Origin of the sequence: Micromonospora okii, from assembly GCF_020884795.1 — a bacterium.
GTDB classification, from domain to species: domain Bacteria; phylum Actinomycetota; class Actinomycetes; order Mycobacteriales; family Micromonosporaceae; genus Micromonospora; species Micromonospora okii.
Window position 1 is genome coordinate 89,120 of record NZ_BBZF01000027.1, and the last position, 18,674, is coordinate 107,793.

The following is an 18,674-nucleotide window of genomic DNA, read 5'->3' on the forward strand; positions in this document are numbered from 1 at the left end:
ACCTCCCTCACGGCAACTGTTCGACTTCGGTGGGCGCCTGCGCGCGGATCACCCCGATGTCGCTGGTGACCGGCACGTCGGGAAAGCGCTCGGCCACCCGGCGCAGGATCTCCTCGCGCCGGTGCGGGCTCTCCACCTCGCCGTAGAGCACGAGGCCGCGCTCCCGGCGGACCACGGTGATCCCCTGTTCGGCCACGGCCGGGTCCTCGGCGAGCAGCCGGTGGATCTCGGCCTCGACGTACTCGTCGGGCGGCGCGCCGGTGGCGCTGTCGCGGAACTCGCTCACACGCCCTCCCTCTCCTCGGTGACGCCGACCTCCGGCGCCACGTCCAGGCGGTCGAGCAGCACCAGGAACGCCTCCGCGTACGGCGAGTGCTGCGTCTCCTTCCGTACCCGTTCCCAGTCGATCTGTTCCCGCAGCGACCGGGCCAGGGGCAGCGCCCGGGCGAAGTCGCAGTAGTGCTGGGAGAAGCTGAGCAGCTTGTGCACCATGAGCTGGGAGGCCGACAGCACCGGCATGTGGATCGCGTCCACCGGCCGCACGATCGTGTCGGCGAACGTCTCCTCGGTCACCGGCGTCTCGATCGGGCGGTGGATCAGGTCCACCATCCGCCCGTCGTCGTAGACCTTCACCAGCCAGTCCTCCGGCGGACGCTCGGCGGTGAAGCCCGCCTCGACGAGGGCCTCCAGCGCCCGGTCGACGTCCTGCTGCCGGATGAGGAAGTCGACGTCGTGGTCGCTGGAGTGGCCGCCGTGGGCGTACACCGCGAAGCTGCCGCCGAGGGCGAACGGAACCTCGGACTGCTTGAGCACGGCGGCGACCTTCTTCAGTGTGTGTACCAGGGTCTCGTCCCCGCGCTCGGCCATCGGGCCCTCCCGGTCGTCTTCGAGGTGGACAGGTGGATTGGAGTTGCGTACCCGGCATTCCGTTCGCCCACACCTGAGCGTTGCCCGATCGGGTGGCAAGTGGCCGGGAACGGACAAATCCCCGGAGGCGAGCGCGGGTCCGATAACCTGGGGAGAGTGGCCAGATCACTGCGGGCGCGGCGCGGCGGGGCCCGGCTGCGCGCCGTCGCCCTGATCGGCATCGACGGCTCGGGCAAGACCACCCAGGCCCACCGGCTCGCCGAGGCGCTCACCGCCGCGGGCCGGCCGGCCACCTACCATCGCAACGCCGGCGGTCGCCGCTGGCTCGGCCGGCTCGCCCACCGGGTCGGCCGCCCGGACGCCGAGCGGCTGGTCGGCCGGCGCGGCCTGCTCGCCGTCGAGTCCGTGCTGCGCTGGCTGGCGATCGCGGCGGCGTTGCTGAGCTGCCTGGTCACCGGCCGCACGGCCGTCATGGACCGCTACTCGGCCTGCCAGTACGCCAGCATCCGGGCGCACGGCGGGCAGCGCTGGGAACGCCTGGCCCGGGCGGGCTACCGGTTCTTCCCGCCGCCGCAGGTCACCTTCCTGCTCGCCGTCGACCCGGCCGAGGCGTACCGGCGCATCGAGCGGCGCGGCACCGACCACGAGAGCATGGGCTGGCTGACCTCCGCCGACACCGCCTACCGCACGTTGCCGGAGTACCCGACCTTCGTCGTGGTCGACGCGGGCCGGCCGCCGGAGGAGGTGTCCCGGCAGATCCGGGCCCACCTGGCGCCCTGGCTGCCGGCGGGGCCGCCCGCGGTCGACCGGGACGCCCCGCGCGCCGCCGCCCCGGGCCCGGCGGATCGTCCCGTCCGGTGGGCCGGACGGTGGCCCCGTCCGGCAGGTCGACCGGCCCCGTCGGGGGAGGCGTCGAACGCTGCGGGAATGGCAATCTTTTCGCAACACCGATGAACGGACGGAGTAGTTTTTCCCGATTGCGGGGACGTGGTTGACGCCTCACACCCTGTGAAAGTAAGTTTCATCCGTGGCGAAGAAACCGAAGATTTCTGCGAGCCAGGAGCCGGGTGGGCTGATCGTCCACATCAGCGGCCTGCTCCCCTCGCTGTCGCCCGCCGAGCAGCGGGTGGCCCGGCTGGTCGTCGCCGACCCGGCGGACGCCGCCCGGCGCACCATCACGGACCTCGCCACCGCCGCCGAGACATCGGAGGCGACGGTCATCCGGTTCTGCCGCTCGGTCGGCATGGACGGCTATCCCCAGCTCCGCATCCGGCTCGCGGCCGAGGCGGCCCGCCGGGTCGAGCCACCGGACGCCCGGGTCGTCGGCGGCGACATCCCGCCCGGCGCCGACCTGGCCCAGATCATCGCCACCATCGCGTTCAACGACGCGCGGGCGGTCGAGGAGACGGCCGAGCAGCTCGACCCGGCCGTCTGCGAGCAGGTCGTCGAGGCGATCGTCGGCGCGAGCCGGATCGAGGTCTACGGCGCGGGCGCCAGCGGCTTCGTCGCCTCCGACTTCCAGCAGAAGCTGCACCGCATCGGCCGCACGGCCTTCTACTTCCCCGACGTGCACACCGCGCTCACCTCCGCCGCGCTGCTGGGGAGGGGGGACGTCGCGGTGGGCATCTCGCACACCGGCGCCACCGCCGACGCGATCGAGGTGCTGGAGCAGGCCCGTGCCCGGGGCGCGGCCACGGTGGCGCTGACCAACTTCCCCCGCTCGCCGATCACCGAGGTCGCCGACTTCGTGCTCACCACGGCGGCCCGGGAGACCACCTACCGCTCCGGGGCGATGGCCAGCCGGCTCGCCCAGCTCACCGTGATCGACTGCCTCTTCGTCGGGGTGGCGGCCCGGAACCGGATGCGGGCCCGCAAGGCGCTGGAGGTCACCGCCGAGGCGGTGCAGACCCACCGGGTGGGGCCCGGCCGGAGGCGGGCATGACCCCCGGCCGGGTGGAGCCCGGCGAGGTCGCCGGGGTCCCGGCGCGGCCGGTCGTGCGCGTCGGCGCGCCCACCGAGCGGCGCAACCCCCTCAGTCTGGACCTCGACCTGATGTCCACCCGGGACGTGCTCACCGTGATCAACGAGGCGGACCGGCGGGTGCCGGCCGCCGTCGCGGCGGTCCTCGACGAGGTCGCCGCCACCGTCGACCTCGCGGTCGACGCGCTGCGCGGCGGGTGCCGGGTGCACTACTTCGGCGCCGGCACCTCGGGGCGGCTCGGCGTGCTGGACGCCGCCGAGCTGGCCCCCACCTTCAACTCGCCCCGGCACTGGTTCTGCTCCCACATCGCCGGCGGCCCCGAGGCGATGTGGCGGGCGGTCGAGGACGCCGAGGACGACCACGGCGGCGGCGCGGCCGACGCGACCGGGTGCGTGCGCGCCGGTGACCTGGTCGTCGGGCTGGCCGCCAGCGGGCGCACCCCGTACGTCCTCGGGGCGCTCGCCGCGTCCCGGGCGCGGGGGGCCTCGACGGTGCTGCTCTGCGCGAACCCGGAGGCCGAGGCCGCCCCCTTGGTGGACGTCTTCATCGGCCTGGACACCGGCCCCGAGGTGGTCACCGGGTCGACCCGGATGAAGGCGGGCACCGCGCAGAAGCTGGTGCTCAACACCTTCTCCACGGCCGTCATGGTGCGGCTGGGTCGGGTCTACTCGAACCTGATGATCGACATGGTGGCCACCAACGCCAAGCTGCGCGGCCGGATGATCTCGATCCTGATGGAGGCCACGGGCTGCCCCGAGGAGGTCTGCCGGCAGGCGCTGAACGAGGCCGACGGCGACGTGAAGACCGCCCTGGTCTCCCTGGTCTCCGGCGCCGGGGTCACCGCCGCCCGCGCCGCGCTGGCCCGCTCCGCCCACCAGGTACGCGGCGCCCTCGCCCTGCTCGCTCCCTGAGGCCCGACGCCCGCGCTCCCTTCAGGCCCGACGCCCGCCGTCGGGGCCCGCACCCGACCGCCACACCGGCGGCCGGTCGTGCCGGCCCTGCGGCAGGGTGACGGTGGTCACGGTGGCGCGGTGATGGTGGTCACGACCAGTCGCCGGTGGGACTGCGCACCGGGCGCGGATTGTTCCATCGGTGCGAGGGTATTCCGTGTCCGTGGATTGAACCGACCGGTTCGTGAGCGCGTGTCCGTCGGTGACCGGTGTGGGGTCGCCAAGCCGCCTCGCCGACGAGCCGCCCTGCCGGGCGCTGACAGCAAACGTGGACCGGGCTCCCAGCTACTACTCAGGCATTCGTGACACTTTCGACTCACGACATGGAATCCCTGACGCGTCTCCACTGTTGTGCAGGTGTCAGGTCAGCACCAGAGGGCACAGCGGAGGTTACGGGGGAGGGCTGATGGACGTGGGGATGGCAAGGAACCGGGCAACCGGCGCGAGCGAGGGGACCGTGGGCAACGTGGACAGGAACATCGGCATGCGAACCGACGAGGTGGCCGAGGAGCGCGACCTGGTCGGAGTCTACCTTCACGAGATCTCCCGGACGCCCCTGTTGGACGCCGCCACCGAGGTCTCTCTCTCGAAGACGATCGAGGCCGGCGTCTACGCCGACCACCTGCTCGACAACGACCGCGTGCCCGAGGGCGTCGACCGGGACGACCTGGAGCGGGTCGTCGCGGAGGGGGAGCGGGCGAAGGACCTCTTCATCCGCGCCAACCTGCGGCTGGTCGTCTCCATCGCCCGCCGCTACGTGCGCTCGGGGATGCCGATGCTCGACCTGATCCAGGAGGGCAACACCGGTCTGGTCCGCGCGGTCGAGAAGTTCGACTACGAGAAGGGCTTCAAGTTCTCCACCTACGCGACGTGGTGGATCCGCCAGGCGATCAGCCGGGCCATCGCCCAGCAGGAGCGCACCGTGCGGCTGCCCGTGCACCTGGTGGAGGACGTCAACCGGATGCGCAACGTGGCCCGGCAGCTCACCCGCGAGCTGGGCACCGACCCGGAGCCGGAGCAGATCGCGGCGGCGCTGGGCGTCACCGTCGAGCGGGTCCGCGAGCTGGTCCGCTGGTCGCAGGACACCGTCTCCCTGGACACGCCGGTCGGCGACGACGGCGACACCAACCTCGGTGACCTGGTCGCGGACAGCGACGCCCCGTCGCCGGAGGACATCGTGCTCACCGGGCTGGAGCGGCAGCGCATCGAGGGGCTGCTCAACCACCTCGACGACCGTTCGGCCGGCATCATGCGGGCCCGCTACGGCCTCGAGGACGGGCGCGAGCACTCGCTGACCGAGGTCGCGTCGCGCTTCTCGCTGTCGCGGGAGCGCATCCGGCAGCTCGAGATCCAGGCCCTCGGCCGGCTGCGCGAGCTGGCCCGGGCGGAGGGGCTGCGGGCCGCCTGAGCCCGCGTGACGATCGACGACGAACGGCCGGCGACCCCGACAGGGGCCGCCGGCCGTTCGCCGTCGTGCGGGCGTCAGCGCACCCGGCCGTATCCGTAGGGCTTCATCAGGTCGATGCCCCGCTTCTCCACGTTGCGGCCGAAGGTCGGCGAGTGGATCACCTGGCCGTCCCCGACGTAGATGGAGATGTGGCCGAGGTTGTTGTAGAACACCAGGTCGCCGGGGCGCAGCTCGCTGCGGCTGATGTGGCTCACCACGCCCCACTGCATCCGGGTGTTGTGCGGCAGGGACTTGCCGGCGGCCCGCCAGGCGGCCAGGGTGAGGCCCGAGCAGTCGTACCCGTTCGGGCCGTCGGCGGCCCAGACGTACGGCTTGCCGAGGGCGCCGTAGGCGTACCGGACCGCCACGCCGGCCCGGCCGGAGACGGCGGGCACCTCCTCGCCGGACTTCTTGCCGGACTTCCCTCCGGCCTTCGTGCCGGACTTCGGCTTCGGCCTGGGCGCGGGCGGCTCGGTGGCCCGGCCGTACGCCTGCCGGCGCATCTCGTACAGCTCGGCCAGGTCCTTCTCGATCTTCTTCTTGCCGGCGGCGAGCTGGCGCGCCTGCGCGTCCTGCTTCGTCAGGGTCGCGTCGAGCCGCTTCTTCTGGTCGACCAGCCGCCGCTGGTCGGCCGTGGCCCCCGCGATGCGCTCCTGGCGCTGCCGGCTGAGCTGGTCCAGCGTGTCCAGCCGGTCGAGCAGGTTGCTCGGCCCGCCCGGGCTCAGCAGCGCGTTGGCCGTGCCCAGCCGGCCCGACTTGTACGCGGTGACGGCGATCTGGCCGACGTCGGCCCGGCTCTGCGCGGCCTGCGCCTCCAGCGGCCCGATCCGGGCCGCCAGCTTCGCCGCGGCGGCCTTGTTCGCCTTGATGTCCTCGGTGAGCTTGTTGTAGGACTCGACGACCCGTTCCAGCTCGGTCGAGGACTTCTCGATCCGCCGCGTCAGCTCGGCGGGGGTCGGCTCGGCCCGAGCCGCCGACGCCGGGGCGATGAGCACGGCCGCGAGGCCGGCAGCCGCCAGTGCGCGCAGCGAATTCCTGAGGTACGACAAGAGCGGAGGGCTCCTCTCCCACCGGCCGCCGGGCAGTGCCTACGCCACGACGACACCGGCCCGGGGCAGTCCGGGTGGACGGCGGTCGACCGGTCCGGCCTGCCCAACGTAACCCGGGACGGAAGTTACCCGCAGGTGAAGCCGGGGCGAAAGTTAATAAAAGCCCCGGGTGTTACGTGAGTGACAGTCGCGTACCGTAGTGGCCCTGCGGCGGTCGGTTGACGTCGCCCTCGGTCGGGGGGACGCGCCGCTTTTGTCCCTCTGGGCGGATGTCGCGGCGAGCCTCGCCTGGTATGGCGGGACAAGTCGGAATCGCTGGCCGGTTGTCGGCGACACCGGGGCCGGCAGCCCCCGTCACGGGACGCAAAAACGACTGCCGACCTGGGAAGACGCCAACCAGAATGGGGCGGAAGCCGGGAATCCCGCCGCCCCGCTCCGGCGCATCGCGGAACCGCGCCCGGCGCACAGCCGTGGGAGAACGCCGTGACCCGAGATGGCTCCGCCGCCCGCCCGCACCGCCCGACCGCGACGATGACCACCGCCCCGCCGGCCCTGCTCTACGCCCGGCCCGGCATCGTCGTCACCGCCGACCGGTTCACCGTCGGCCGCACCACCTGGGAGATCGTCGACCTGACCCACCTGCACACCACCCGGGGCCCGCACGACCGGCTGGCCGTCCGGGCCGTCGCGCTCACCGCCGCCATGATCGCCGCGCTGGGGCTGCTGCTCGGCTTCGCCGGCGGCCTGCAACGGCTCACCGCCGGGGCGTACCTGACGTTCGGGGTGCTGGTGCCGCTGCCGGTGCTGCTCGCGGCGGCCGGGGACCGCTGGCGACCGCCGCCGTACGAGCTGTGGGGCTGGCACCTGGGCGTCGAGGTGCTGCTGTTCAGCAGCGACGACGAGCGGCAGTTCGACGAGGTCCGCCGCGCCGTCCGGCGGGCCCGCGAGGGCGCGCGGCGCGGCCCGGGACACGGCGAGTGGGCCGGCGCGCGGCCCGACGGGTGGGGCCCCGGCGAGCCGTGGCGCCCGGCCCGCTGACCGGCCGGTGGGCCGAGACCGCTAGACCGGCCGGTGGGCCGAGACCGCTAGACCGGACGATCGGGGTCGGGCCACTGATCGGGCGGCGAGGTCGGGCCCCTGTCCGGCCGGCGGGTCAGCCGGCGACCGGCTCGGGGGTCGGGGTGCGCTCCGGGGCCAGCCACCGGCTGACCCGCCGCTCGGCGTAGAAGGACACGAACGGCACGGTGCCGGCGAGCATCACCAGCACCATCCGCTTCAGCGGCCAGTCCGCCCGGCGGGACAGGTCGAACGCCGCCGCCAGGTACAGCATGTACAGCCAGCCGTGCGCGGTGCCGACCACCGCGACCACGCCCGACTCGTCGAACCCGTACTTCAGCGGCATCCCGATCAGGACCAGCACGACCAGCGCCACGCCCACGATCCAGGCGATCACGCGGTACCGGGTAAGGGCTCCGCCCACCTTCGTCCGTCCTTCCGAAGCCGGCACCTCGGCCGGGTAGTCGTGAACCGGCCTCAGCCGGGATAGTCGCCGGGCCCCGCGCCCGGATTGGCGTTCAACCATGCCAGGTAGCGGTTGTAGGCGACCAGGTCGTCGTCCTCCGGGCCGTCGGCGGGCGCCCCCGGGGCCCGGACCACCCGCACGGGCCGGCGGATCCCCGCCGGGGTGGCGCTTCCCGCCGTGACCCTCTCACCGGGCGCGGCTACGTCGGCGGCCGGGTCCGCCTCGCCCGGGGCCGGGTCGGCCCCGACCGGGGACCGCAGCGCGTGCCGCAGCTCACGCCACCAGACGAAGATCACGAACCCGGCGAAGACCGGCCACTCGATCGCGTAACCCCAGCTTATCGAGTTGCCCTCGGCGGCCCGGGTGACCTGCCACCAGCCCAGCCCGAGGCAGCCGCCGGCCAGCACGACCATGGCCACGTGGCGGACGATCCACGCCGGTGTCCAGAGCCGTTTCATGGCGTCGAGCGTACCGGGCCGCCGGGCGCTCTCCGACGCGGCGTCGTAGCCACGGAGGGGGTTTGGTGGGGGCGGGCGTGGGCATCCGTCTAGACGCGAGCCCGAACGAGACGAGGGGGGCGACGATGACCGAATCACTGCGGCAGAGCGGCGGCCCGGCGGAGGCCAGCCCGGAACAGCGGATGCCCGAGTGGGACGGCGACCACGTCCACGACGTGTCTACCCACACCGACACCGACACCGACATTGACGGCGAGCTGGGGATCGACCCCGCCGAGCTGGCCGACGACGACCTGATGCGCGAGATGCACAGCCTGCACCGCACGCGGCTCGACACGCTGCGGCACGCCTCGGACTCCGCCCTCGCGCACCACCTGCGCCGCACGGCGGAGCTGGAGACCGAGTACCTGGCCCGCAACCCCGGCCGCGAGGTGGACCCGGCCCGGCTGCGGGACGAGTGATGGCGGCGCACGCCGAGCGCGGCATGTCCGCGCCGCCCGAGGTGGTGTTCAACACCGCGACCGACCCGGACCGGGCTGCGGCCTGGCTGCCCGAACCGCTGCGCACCGACGGCGACAGCCGCCCCGACGTCAGCGCCGGGCAGCTCCGGGCCCGGTGGGGCAGCGACTCCGCCCCGGGCTGGTCGGCCGAGATCCAGGTCGAGCCGGCCGACGCCGGGGGCGCCCGGGTCCGGCTCGACCTGGCCGGAGCGTCCGGCCAGCCGGACCCCGGGCTCGCCGACCAGACCCTGGCCAGCCTCGCCCGCGAGGTGGCCGACAACCTGACCGCCGGCTGACCCGCCGGCCGGAACCCCAGCGGCCACCGGGGCGACGCCGCCGGGGCCCGCGAGCCGGAGACGACAGGAGACCCGGGTTGAGCGACAGCACCCTGAAGCAGAAGGTGGCGCGGCTGCGCCAGGCGTACGCGCCGCACGAACACCGGCCGCTCGGCGGCTACCTGGCGGCGATGGGCACGTACGCGGGCGTGACCGCCGCCATCGCCGGCCTCGTCAAGGCGACCGGCCGCCCGGTGCCGGAGCGGCCCGCACCCGCCGACGTGGTGCTGCTCTCCATCGCCACGCACAAGCTCAGCCGGCTGCTGTCCAAGGACGCGGTCACCAGCCCCCTGCGGGCCCCGTTCACCCGCTACGACCGCCCGATCGGCAGCGGTGAGGTGATGGAGCAGGTCCGGGACCAGGGCAGCTCCACCCGGCATGCCATCGGCGAGTTGCTGAGCTGCCCGTTCTGCCTGGCCGTCTGGGTGGCCACCGGGCTGACCGGCGGCCTCGTCCTGGCCCCCCGCTTGACCCGGCTGGTGGCCACCGCGCTGACGGCGGTCGCCGCCTCCGACTTCCTCCAGATGGGCTACGCCGTGGCCCAGCAGGCGGCCGAGGGCGACGACGACTGACCGACCCGCACACGGGGAAGGGGCCGGTCCACCCGGCCCCTTCCCCGTATCGTCGTCCGCCCGCGTACGCGGGGCATCAGCTCTGCATGCCGGACCAGCCGTGCGGCGACTCCGGCTCGCGCTCCTCCGCGTCCTCGTCGCCGGTGATGATGTCCCGGTCGACGGCCGTGCGGTCGTGCTCGCCGGCGAAGTCCGGGTCGGGCGTGGTGTCCAGGCCCTCCGGCGGCTGGCCGAGCGCCGTCACGTGCTCGTGCCCCTGCTCCTCGCGGTCGCTCATCTCGCTGTCCTCTCCGTGCTCGGGGGTCGGTGCGGGTCGGGGCCGGGCGTCAGGGCGCCGAGCCGCCCAGCAGGTCGGCCGCCTCGTCCACCGCGTACTCGCCCTGGGGGAGGGCGGCGATCCGGGTCAGCAGGACGGCGGGAAGCTCGGCGGCGACCGCCCGGCGGTAGATGTCCACCTGGCTGATCCGCTCCTGGCCCCGGTAGAGGTCGTCGAGCAGCTCGTCGAGCGGCCGGATGTCCGGCTCCTCGATCTCGACCTCAACCTCGACCCCGGCCTCGAGGTCGACGTCGACCCCGGCCTCGGCCCCCGCCTCGCCCCTGTTCACCGCTGCGTCACTCACCCCGCCCCCCTACCCGCCCCGCACCCCCCCAAACCGGCCCTCACCCGGGTCGATCATGGAGTTGACGCGACGACACGCCGGCGAAAGCGGCGACAACTCCATGATCGACGGGCTGGGAGGCGGGGCCAGGGGCCGAGGGCCGGGGGTGGGGCGGGTCAGGCCGGGGTGGGGGAGAGGGCGCGGCGGTCGCGGACGGCGGTGGCCAGGGTCGCGAGGACCTCCTCCGTGGCGTCCCAGCCCAGGCAGGCGTCGGTGACCGAGCGGCCGTACTCCAGCTCGCGCGTCGGGTCGAGGTCCTGGCGGCCCGGGAGCAGGAAGCTCTCCAGCATGACGCCGACGATGCCGCGCTGGCCGGCGGCGAGCTGGGCCGCCACGTCGGCGGCGACGACCGGCTGGCGGTTGTGGTCCTTGCCGCTGTTGGCGTGGCTCGCGTCGATCACCACCCGCTCCGGCAGGCCGGCCGCCCGGAGCTGCGCCAGCGCCGCGCCGACGGAGGCGGCGTCGTAGTTCGGGCCGTCGTTGCCGCCGCGCAGCACCAGGTGCCCGTCGGCGTTGCCCCGCGTGTGCATGATCGCCGGGGTGCCGGAGACGTCGATGCCGGGGAAGACGTGCGGTACGCCGGCCGCCCGGATCGCGTCCACCGCCGTGCCGATGCTGCCGTCGGGGCGGTTCTTCATCCCGATCGGCATGGACAGGCCGGAGGCGAGCTGCCGGTGCACCTGGCTCTCCACGGTGCGCGCGCCGATCGCGCCCCAGGCCACGGTGTCGGCGATGTACTGCGGGGTGATCGGGTCGAGGAACTCGCAGCCCACCGGCAGGCCGAGCCGCAGCACGTCCAGCAGCAGCGCGCGGGCGGTGCGCAGGCCGGTGTTCACGTCGCCGGAGCCGTCCAGCCCCGGGTCGTTGATCAGGCCCTTCCAGCCGACCGTGGAGCGCGGCTTCTCGAAGTACACCCGCATCACGATTAGCAGGTCGTCGGCGAGCCGGTCGGCGGCGGTGCGCAGCCGGGCCGCGTAGTCGAGGGCGGCGGCCGGGTCGTGCACCGAGCACGGGCCCACCACCACGAGCAGCCGGTCGTCGGCGCGGTCCAGCACCCGGGCGACCGCGCGCCGGCCGTCGAGCACGGCCTCGGCGAGCGTGGCGTCCAGGGGCAGGTGGTGGTGCAGCAGGGCCGGGGTGGTCAGCGGCACGACGCGGTCGATCCGCTGGTCGATGACGCGATGGGGGGTCATCACGGTGGGTTCCTTCCGCCGACCGTGCCCGGGGCCGGTGCCCGGGGTCGAGCCGGCTGCTCGTACGCAAAAGGGCAGGAACGAAACGTTCCTGCCCGGCCGGCTCGAAGAGAGAGTGACGTCAGATCATGGTGAAGTCACCGGCTCCTCCAGCCGGCTGCCTAAACCATCGATACGACCGCGTCACGCCGAGCAGCCTACCCGACGGCGGCGCGAAAGGCTCACCCCGTCGTCGGCCCGCCGTCGCCCGACGTTCATCTGAATCGATGTCTCCGTCGCTAGTTTTCGGTGCCACACCACGCGTCACCGGGAGGTTCCGATGGATCGTCGTACGTTGCTGCGCGCCACCGTCGCGGGCGGGACAGCCGCCTTCGCCGGCAGCCTCTGGTCCTCCGCCGCGCTGGCCGCCCCGGCCCAGCCCGGCACCGGCCCCTACGGGGCGCTGCGGGCCGCCGACGCCAACGGCGTCCAGCTCCCCACCGGGTTCACCAGCCGGATCGTCGCCCGCTCCCGGCAGGTCGTCCCCGGCACCTCGTACACCTGGCACGACGCGCCCGACGGCGGCGCCTGCTTCCCGGCCGGAACCGGCTGGATCTACGTCTCGAACTCCGAGATCACCCCGGGCGGCGGGGCCTCGGCGGTGCGGTTCGCCGCCGACGGGAGCGTCGCGGCGGCGTACCGGATCCTCTCCGGCACCAACCAGAACTGCGCCGGCGGGGCGACCCCCTGGGGCACCTGGCTCTCCTGCGAGGAGGTCAGCCGGGGGTACGTCTACGAGACGTACCCGCAGGGCGGCACGGCGGCGGCGCTGCGGCCGGCGCTGGGCCGGTTCAAGCACGAGGCGGCGGCGGCCGACCCCGTCCGGCGGGTCGTCTACCTGACCGAGGACGAGAGCAACGGGTGCTTCTACCGCTTCCGGCCGACCACCTGGGGCGACCTCTCCGCCGGCACCCTGGAGGTGCTCGTCGCCGGCACCGCCACCAGCGGCCCGGTGAGCTGGGCCCCGGTGCCGGACCCGGACGGCTCACCGACCCTCACCCGGGACCAGGTCTCCGGCGCGAAGCGGTTCAACGGCGGCGAGGGCTGCTGGTACGCCGACGGGACCTGCTGGTTCACCACCAAGGGCGACAACCGGGTCTGGGCGTACGACGCCGTGAACCAGCGCCTCGACCTGGCGTACGACGACTCGCTGGTGACCGGCGGCAGCGCCCCGCTGACCGGGGTGGACAACATCACCGGCGCCCGCTCCGGGGACCTGTACGTCGCCGAGGACGGCGGGAACATGGAGATCAACATGATCACGCCGGCCGGGATCGTCACCCCGTTCCTGCGCCTCACCGGCCAGGGGTCGTCGGAGATCACCGGGCCGGCGTTCTCCCCGGACGGCACCCGGCTCTACTTCTCCTCCCAGCGCGGCACCTCCGGCTCGTCCTCCGGCGGGATCACCTACGAGGTGCGCGGCCCGTTCCGCTGAGCCGCCGACGGGGTACAGGGTCCGGCATGAGCCACCACGAAAGCGACCAGGACCGGATCGAGTCCCGCGCACACCTGCTGCCCGAGGAGGCGGCGGTCGGCAGCGACGACCCGCAGGCGCAGGCCGACGCCATCCTCGCCGAGTCGGACGTGCGGGAGGCCGACCAGAACGCCGCCCCCGACACCGTGCTGGAGCACCGCACCTCCGACGAGACGGTGACCGCGATCGAGCCCCCCGACTGAGCCCCCCCCGACTGAGCCGACCGACCGCGCTCGACCGCCCGACCGCATCCGGCCGGGCGGTCGGGCGCGTCAGCGGGCGGGGGACGCGCCGCGCGTGCGGCGGGAGCCCCGGTAGGTGGCGTCGCGCAGCCGGGCCAGCGGTCCCGCCGCCCGCAGCCCGGCCGGCAGGTTGCCGACCGGGTCGAAGGCCAGCGCGGCGTCCCGCTCGGCCGGACACTCCGCGCCGAGGGCCACCTGCCCGAACGGCCGCCACGGGCCCACGGCGGACGCGACCGCCAGCACCAGCCGGGGCGCGCCGGCCGCCGGGGACGCCTTGCCCGCCCGGCCGGCCGCCGCGGCCACCCCGGCCAGGCTGCGCCCCAGGTCGGGCGAGTCCGGGTCGGCCAGCGCCGCGAACCACAGCCGCCGGCCCCCCGACCGGTACGACATGATCGAGCTGTACGTCCCCGCGAAACGCCGCCGGGGCAGCGGCAGGTGGCGCAGCACCGGAGCCGCCGCGCTGGAGCTGACCAGCAGGTCGAACGGGCGCTCCCCGACGCCGTGCAGGCGCACCGCCAGCCCCAGCACGTCCGGCCAGCCGCCCGGGGTCGGCGTCCCCTTGGACAGCCGCACCGTCGCCGCGTACCGGCCGGGCTCGTCGAGCAGGGCCAGCCCGGTCGGCGGGCCGCCCGTACCCCAGGTGGTCACCTCCCCGGCGAAGGTGCGGCCGGCGGGGTGCAGCAGCCGCCCGCCGCGCCGCAGCCGGGTGAGCGCGGCGGCGGCCCGCTCGGCGAGGGCGAGCGCGAGGGCGGCGGTCGTCGCGGCGGCGGAACGGTCGCGGCCGGCGGCGGGGCGGGTGCGCGTGGACATGCCCCTGCGGTACCCCGGCCGGGGCCGTCGATGCCTCGGCGCGCCGCCCACGGGTGCCGTCCCGGCGGGCGGGATCGGATAGCGTCGGGCCATGCCCGACAGCGGTTACCCCTGGCCGATCGAAACGACCCGACTGGACAACGGCCTGCGCGTGGTGGTGAGCGAGGACCGCGCCGCCCCCGCGGTCGCGGTGAACCTCTGGTACGACGTGGGCTCCCGACACGAGCCGGACGGGCAGACCGGGTTCGCCCACCTCTTCGAGCACCTGATGTTCGAGGGCTCGCTCAACGTGGCGAAGACCGAGCACATGAAGCTCGTCCAGGGCGCGGGCGGCAACCTGAACGCCACCACCAACCCGGACCGGACGAACTACTTCGAGACCGTCCCGCCCGAGCACCTGGAGCTGGCGCTGTGGCTGGAGGCCGACCGGATGGGCGGCCTGGTGCCGGCGCTGACCCAGGAGACGCTGGACAACCAGCGTGAGGTGGTCAAGAACGAGCGCCGCCAGCGCTACGAGAACGTCCCGTACGGCGACTCGTGGCTGCGGCTGCTGCCGCTGCTCTACCCGCCGGGGCACCCGTACCACCACGCCACGATCGGCTCGATGGCCGACCTGAACGCCGCCGACCTGGCCACCTTCCAGCACTTCCACCGCACCTACTACGCGCCGAACAACGCCGTGCTGACCGTGGTCGGCGACACCACCGCCACCGAGGTCTTCGCGCTGGCCGACAAGTACTTCGGCGCGATCCCGGCCCGGCCGGAGATCCCCGCCGCGCCGGACGGGCGGCACGTTCCGGCGGCCGGCTCGCCGGTGGCGGAGGTCGTCACCGGCCCGGTGCCCGCCCCCCGGGTCTACGTCGCGCACCGCACCCACCCCTTCGGCACCCCGGGGTACGACGTGCTCACCGTCCTCGCCACCGTGCTGGGCAGCGGCCGGGGCAGCCGCCTCTACCAGCGCCTCGCCGACGGCGAGCGGATCGCCCAGCCCGACCTCGTCGGCGCGTACGGGGTGGACCTCGCGCACGCCCCCGCCCCGCTGATCGCCACCGCCACCGCCCGCCCCGGGGTGACCGGCGAGCGGCTGGCCGCCGGGGTGGCCGAGGTGGTCGACGAGCTGGCCACCGTGCCCGTGACGGCCACCGAGCTGGACCGGGCGAAGGCGCTGCTGAGCACCGGGTGGTGGCGGCAGATGTCCACCGTCGACGGTCGGGCCGACACCCTCGGCCGCTACGCCACCCAGTTCGGCGACCCGGCGCTGGTCGCCCGGCGGCTGCCGGCGTGGCTCGCGGTGACCGCCGACCAGATCGCCGAGCTGGCCGCCGAGGTGCTGCGCGCCTCCGACCGGGTGACCCTGACCTACCTCCCCGAGGAGACCGCATGAGCCTGATCGCCGACCGTCCCGTGCCGGGGCTGGCCCGGCCGTACCGGTTCCCTCAGGTGACCCGCCGCGCCGTGGCCGGCGGCCAGGTCGTCGCCGCGCACCTGCCCGGGCAGAACCTGGCCGTGGCGCTGCTGCTGCTCGACGCGGGCGCGGCCCGGGAGCCGGCCGGCAAGGAGGGGCTCGGCGCGGTGCTGGCCAATGCCCTGGAGGAGGGCACCGCGCGGCGGGACGCCACCGCGTACGCGCTGGCCGTGGAGGGGCTCGGCACCGAGCTGGTGACCGGGCTGGACTGGGACTCGTTCCAGGTCAGCGTCCAGGTGCCGGTGGACCGGCTGACCGCCGCCGTGGAGCTGCTCGGCGAGGCCGTCCGCACGCCCCGGCTCGACCCCGACGACGTGCGCCGGGTCCGCGACGACGAGGCGACCGCGCTGCTGATGGACTGGGCCAACCCGGGCCCCCGGGCGGATGCGGTGCTGCGGGCCGACCTGTTCGGCGCGGAGAACCGCTGGGGCCGGCCCATGTACGGCGACCCGGACTCGGTGGCCGCACTCGACGTCGAGGACGTGGCCGTCTTCCACTCCGAGTGGTTCCTCCGCCCCGGCACCCTGGTCGTCGCCGGTGACCTGGAGCGGATCGACCTGGACGCGCTGGGGGCGGCGGCGTTCGCCGGCACCGGCGGCGGCCCGGCCGACCGGGGCGGCCCGATCGACGTGCCGCCGCGCCCCGGGCGGCGGATCATCCTGGTCGACCGGCCCGGGTCGGTGCAGTCCACGCTGCGGCTGGGCCACCCGGCCCCGCACCGGGCCCACCCCGATCACGTGCCGATGACGCTGGCCGGCACGGTGCTCGGTGGGGCGTTCACCTCCCGGCTGAACCACCTGATCCGCGAGGTGCGCGGCTACACGTACGGCATCCGGGGCGACTTCGCCTCGTCCCGCCGGTTCGGCCGGTTCGCGGTCAGCTCCGGGGTGCAGACGGCGGTCACCGCGCCGGCCCTGGTGGAGGCGGTCGGGGAGATCACCCGTACCCAGGCCACGGGGGTGACCGCCGACGAGCTGGCGGTGGCCCGCTCCTGGCGGGCCGGGCAGCTCTCGGTCGAGCTGCAGAGCCCCCGGGCCATCGCCGCGGCGCTGACCACCCTGGTCGTGTACGACCTGCCGGACGACTACCACGCCCGGCTGCGCCAGTCGCTGCTAGACGCCGACGTCGACGAGGTCTCGGCCGCCGCCGCGAACCACCTGCACCCGGAGTCGCTGACCCTGGTGGTCGAGGGCGACGCCGCAGCCGTCCGCGACGAGCTGGCGGCCACCGGGCTGGGCGAGATCGTCGACGCCCGTCCCTGACGGCCCCGCCCGCCGCCCGGGCCGGCCCCGGCGGGTGTGATTCCCGTCGCGTGCCGGTGCCGGGCGGGGTGGGGATGTTGCGGCCGGGGGCGGGCGGCGCACCGGATCTTCCGGACACCCCGCCCCGACCCGGGGTGTCGTTGCGGCCCGACGCCCCGGCGCGGGCCGCCGGGGCGGCCTCGGCGGTGGGAAAGCATTCCCGGCCGGGTCGCCGACCTGGGTAGCCTCGCGGGCATGAGGATCGGCATTGTGGGTGCCACCGGCCAGGTCGGTGGCGTGATGCGGCAGGTGCTGGCGGAGCGCGAGTTCCCGGCGGAGCAGGTGCGGTTGTTCGCCTCCGCACGGTCGGCGGGGCGCGCCCTGCCGTGGCGGGGCGGCGAGGTGACCGTCGAGGACGCGGCCACCGCCGACTACTCCGGCCTCGACATCGTGCTCTTCTCGGCCGGCAAGGGCACCGCGAAGGAGCTGGCCCCCCGGGTCGCCGGGACCGGCGCCGTGGTGATCGACAACTCCTCGGCGTTCCGGACGGACCCGGACGTGCCGCTCGTGGTCGCCGAGGTCAACCCGCACGCCGCCGCGAACCGCCCGAAGGGCATCATCGCCAACCCGAACTGCACCACGATGGCCGCGATGCCGGTACTGCGCCCGCTGCACGAAGAGGCGGAGCTGGTCGGCCTGGTCGTCTCGACGTACCAGGCGGTCTCCGGAGCCGGCCTGGCCGGCGTGGCCGAGCTGGACGAGCAGGTCCGCAAGGTCGCCGAGCAGGCCACCGGGCTGGCCTTCGACGGCGCGGCCGTCGAGTTCCCCGCCCCCCGCGTCTTCGCCCGGCCCATCGCGTTCAACGTGCTGCCGCTCGCCGGCTCGATCGTCGACGACGGCTCCGAGGAGACCGACGAGGAGCAGAAGCTGCGCAACGAGAGCCGCAAGATCCTGGAGATCCCCGGGCTGCGGGTCTCCGGCACCTGCGTGCGGGTCCCGGTCTTCACCGGCCACTCGTTGCAGATCAACGCCCGGTTCGCCCGGCCGCTCACCCCGCAGCGGGCCCGCGAGCTGCTCGACGGCGCGCCCGGCGTGGCCCTGTCCGACGTGCCCACCCCGTTGCAGGCCGCCGGCCAGGACCCGACGTACGTGGGGCGGATCAGGGCCGACGAGACCGTGGAGCACGGCCTCGCCCTGTTCTGCGCGAACGACAACCTGCGCAAGGGCGCCGCGCTGAACGCGGTGCAGATCGCCGAGCTGGTCGCCGCCGAACTCCGCTGACCCCGCCCCGCCGGCCGACCGTCGTGTCGGCCGGCGGGCCGCGCGTCGGGTGGAACGGCGGGCGGGCTGCGCGTCGGCCGGCGGGCGGGCCGCGCGTCGGGTTGGATGGACCCGAGGCACGACGACGTGGAGGCTGCCGTGGCGGACGACGAGAAGACCCGGGACGCCCTCACCGGGCTGATCGCGGGCCGGTGGCTGGGCGTGCTGGCGACCATCAGGCGGGACGGCCGCCCACAGTTGTCGAACGTGGTCTACTCCTTCGACCGGGCGGCGGGGCTGATCCGGGTCTCGGTCACCGACGGGCGGGCCAAGACCGCCAACCTGCGCCGGGATCCCCGGGCCAGCTTCCACGTCAGCGCCGACGACGGCTGGGCGTACGCGGTGGCCGAGGCGCGCGCCGAGCTGACCCCGGTGGCGCGGCGGCCGGACGACGCGACGGTGGAGGAGCTGATCGGGCTCTACCGGGCCGTGCAGGGGGAGCACCCGGACTGGGACGACTTCCGGGCCGCGATGGTCGCCGAGGGGCGGCTGGTGCTGCGCCTGCACGTCGAGCGGGTCTACGGCGTGCCGCCGCGCGGCTGAGCCCTGC

Annotated in this window: 23 protein-coding genes; 14 read left to right on the forward strand and 9 right to left on the reverse strand. The window is 74.7% G+C overall.

The window, feature by feature from the left end:
- Positions 1 to 7: 7 nt before the first annotated feature.
- Both LPU43_RS25975 and LPU43_RS25980 read right to left on the reverse strand, forming a co-directional pair.
- On the reverse strand, positions 8 to 286 hold the full coding sequence (locus LPU43_RS25975) for a hypothetical protein (RefSeq protein ID WP_229403156.1): 279 nt from the start codon (positions 284 to 286) through the stop codon (positions 8 to 10).
- On the reverse strand, positions 283 to 867 hold the full coding sequence (locus tag LPU43_RS25980) for a nucleotidyltransferase (protein WP_229403157.1): 585 nt from the start codon (positions 865 to 867) through the stop codon (positions 283 to 285). Before LPU43_RS25980 ends, LPU43_RS25975 begins: the two co-directional genes overlap by 4 nt.
- Positions 868 to 1,023: 156 nt before the next feature.
- On the opposite strand from LPU43_RS25980, the gene LPU43_RS25985 reads away from it, so the two are divergent.
- The 4 genes from LPU43_RS25985 (at position 1,024) to LPU43_RS26000 (ending at position 5,206) form a co-directional block, all read left to right on the forward strand.
- Entirely contained in the window at positions 1,024 to 1,821 is a 798-nt protein-coding gene (locus tag LPU43_RS25985; protein ID WP_229403158.1) for a dTMP kinase, read from the forward strand.
- 73 nt (positions 1,822 to 1,894) lie between these two features.
- Positions 1,895 to 2,809, forward strand: coding sequence for a MurR/RpiR family transcriptional regulator (locus LPU43_RS25990; RefSeq protein WP_229403159.1), 915 nt, complete (start codon positions 1,895 to 1,897; stop codon positions 2,807 to 2,809).
- Positions 2,806 to 3,759: an N-acetylmuramic acid 6-phosphate etherase gene (murQ, locus tag LPU43_RS25995; RefSeq protein WP_229403160.1), complete on the forward strand. Its 954-nt coding sequence runs from the start codon at positions 2,806 to 2,808 to the stop codon at positions 3,757 to 3,759. The genes LPU43_RS25990 and murQ overlap by 4 nt, the downstream gene beginning before the upstream one ends.
- Positions 3,760 to 4,216: 457 nt before the next feature.
- A complete protein-coding gene (locus LPU43_RS26000; protein ID WP_229403194.1) occupies positions 4,217 to 5,206 on the forward strand; it encodes a sigma-70 family RNA polymerase sigma factor in 990 nt (329 codons plus the stop codon).
- A 74-nt stretch (positions 5,207 to 5,280) separates the two neighbouring features.
- On the opposite strand, the gene LPU43_RS26005 is transcribed toward LPU43_RS26000, so the two are convergent.
- Positions 5,281 to 6,294 carry a C40 family peptidase gene (locus tag LPU43_RS26005; RefSeq protein WP_229403161.1) on the reverse strand — a complete coding sequence of 338 codons (1,014 nt, stop codon included), beginning with the start codon at positions 6,292 to 6,294 and terminating at the stop codon, positions 5,281 to 5,283.
- Positions 6,295 to 6,777: 483 nt separating this feature from the next.
- Between LPU43_RS26005 and LPU43_RS26010 the strand changes: the two genes are divergently transcribed.
- Positions 6,778 to 7,332 (forward strand): DUF6232 family protein, encoded by a 555-nt coding sequence (locus LPU43_RS26010; RefSeq protein WP_229403162.1) that lies wholly within the window; start codon positions 6,778 to 6,780, stop codon positions 7,330 to 7,332.
- Positions 7,333 to 7,447: 115 nt separating this feature from the next.
- Here LPU43_RS26010 and LPU43_RS26015 read toward each other — a convergent pair whose 3' ends face one another.
- Together LPU43_RS26015 and LPU43_RS26020 are read right to left on the reverse strand one after the other, a co-directional pair.
- Complete coding sequence (locus tag LPU43_RS26015) at positions 7,448 to 7,774, reverse strand: DUF3817 domain-containing protein (RefSeq protein ID WP_229403163.1); 327 nt, start codon at positions 7,772 to 7,774, stop codon at positions 7,448 to 7,450.
- A gap of 53 nt (positions 7,775 to 7,827) precedes the next feature.
- Complete coding sequence (locus tag LPU43_RS26020; protein ID WP_229403164.1) at positions 7,828 to 8,274, reverse strand: hypothetical protein; 447 nt, start codon at positions 8,272 to 8,274, stop codon at positions 7,828 to 7,830.
- A gap of 125 nt (positions 8,275 to 8,399) precedes the next feature.
- On the opposite strand from LPU43_RS26020, the gene LPU43_RS26025 reads away from it, so the two are divergent.
- From LPU43_RS26025 to LPU43_RS26035, 3 genes are all read left to right on the forward strand, one after another.
- Complete coding sequence (locus LPU43_RS26025; RefSeq protein WP_229403165.1) at positions 8,400 to 8,735, forward strand: DUF6158 family protein; 336 nt, start codon at positions 8,400 to 8,402, stop codon at positions 8,733 to 8,735.
- Positions 8,735 to 9,070: an SRPBCC family protein gene (locus LPU43_RS26030; RefSeq protein ID WP_229403166.1), complete on the forward strand. Its 336-nt coding sequence runs from the start codon at positions 8,735 to 8,737 to the stop codon at positions 9,068 to 9,070. Before LPU43_RS26025 ends, LPU43_RS26030 begins: the two co-directional genes overlap by 1 nt.
- A gap of 77 nt (positions 9,071 to 9,147) precedes the next feature.
- Positions 9,148 to 9,681 (forward strand): DUF1360 domain-containing protein, encoded by a 534-nt coding sequence (locus LPU43_RS26035; RefSeq protein ID WP_229403167.1) that lies wholly within the window; start codon positions 9,148 to 9,150, stop codon positions 9,679 to 9,681.
- Between the two features lie 76 nt (positions 9,682 to 9,757).
- On the opposite strand, the gene LPU43_RS26040 is transcribed toward LPU43_RS26035, so the two are convergent.
- From LPU43_RS26040 to LPU43_RS26050, 3 genes are all read right to left on the reverse strand, one after another.
- A complete protein-coding gene (locus LPU43_RS26040; RefSeq protein WP_229403168.1) occupies positions 9,758 to 9,958 on the reverse strand; it encodes a hypothetical protein in 201 nt (66 codons plus the stop codon).
- A gap of 49 nt (positions 9,959 to 10,007) precedes the next feature.
- On the reverse strand, positions 10,008 to 10,211 hold the full coding sequence (locus LPU43_RS26045) for a hypothetical protein (protein WP_229403195.1): 204 nt from the start codon (positions 10,209 to 10,211) through the stop codon (positions 10,008 to 10,010).
- Positions 10,212 to 10,456: 245 nt separating this feature from the next.
- Positions 10,457 to 11,533, reverse strand: coding sequence for a 3-deoxy-7-phosphoheptulonate synthase (locus LPU43_RS26050; RefSeq protein WP_229403169.1), 1,077 nt, complete (start codon positions 11,531 to 11,533; stop codon positions 10,457 to 10,459).
- A gap of 319 nt (positions 11,534 to 11,852) precedes the next feature.
- Between LPU43_RS26050 and LPU43_RS26055 the strand changes: the two genes are divergently transcribed.
- Both LPU43_RS26055 and LPU43_RS26060 read left to right on the forward strand, forming a co-directional pair.
- A complete protein-coding gene (locus LPU43_RS26055; RefSeq protein WP_229403170.1) occupies positions 11,853 to 13,007 on the forward strand; it encodes an alkaline phosphatase PhoX in 1,155 nt (384 codons plus the stop codon).
- A 26-nt stretch (positions 13,008 to 13,033) separates the two neighbouring features.
- Positions 13,034 to 13,249, forward strand: coding sequence for a hypothetical protein (locus LPU43_RS26060; RefSeq protein ID WP_229403171.1), 216 nt, complete (start codon positions 13,034 to 13,036; stop codon positions 13,247 to 13,249).
- A 69-nt stretch (positions 13,250 to 13,318) separates the two neighbouring features.
- Here LPU43_RS26060 and LPU43_RS26065 read toward each other — a convergent pair whose 3' ends face one another.
- Positions 13,319 to 14,098, reverse strand: coding sequence for a phosphodiesterase (locus LPU43_RS26065; protein ID WP_229403172.1), 780 nt, complete (start codon positions 14,096 to 14,098; stop codon positions 13,319 to 13,321).
- Positions 14,099 to 14,189: 91 nt separating this feature from the next.
- On the opposite strand from LPU43_RS26065, the gene LPU43_RS26070 reads away from it, so the two are divergent.
- The 4 genes from LPU43_RS26070 (at position 14,190) to LPU43_RS26085 (ending at position 18,667) form a co-directional block, all read left to right on the forward strand.
- Positions 14,190 to 15,482: a M16 family metallopeptidase gene (locus LPU43_RS26070; protein ID WP_229403173.1), complete on the forward strand. Its 1,293-nt coding sequence runs from the start codon at positions 14,190 to 14,192 to the stop codon at positions 15,480 to 15,482.
- Positions 15,479 to 16,825, forward strand: coding sequence for a M16 family metallopeptidase (locus LPU43_RS26075; protein WP_229403174.1), 1,347 nt, complete (start codon positions 15,479 to 15,481; stop codon positions 16,823 to 16,825). Before LPU43_RS26070 ends, LPU43_RS26075 begins: the two co-directional genes overlap by 4 nt.
- Before the next feature lie 234 nt (positions 16,826 to 17,059).
- Positions 17,060 to 18,085, forward strand: a complete 1,026-nt coding sequence (locus tag LPU43_RS26080) for an aspartate-semialdehyde dehydrogenase (protein ID WP_229403175.1) — start codon at positions 17,060 to 17,062, stop codon at positions 18,083 to 18,085.
- Between the two features lie 105 nt (positions 18,086 to 18,190).
- A complete protein-coding gene (locus LPU43_RS26085; protein ID WP_229403176.1) occupies positions 18,191 to 18,667 on the forward strand; it encodes a PPOX class F420-dependent oxidoreductase in 477 nt (158 codons plus the stop codon).
- Positions 18,668 to 18,674: the final 7 nt, after the last annotated feature.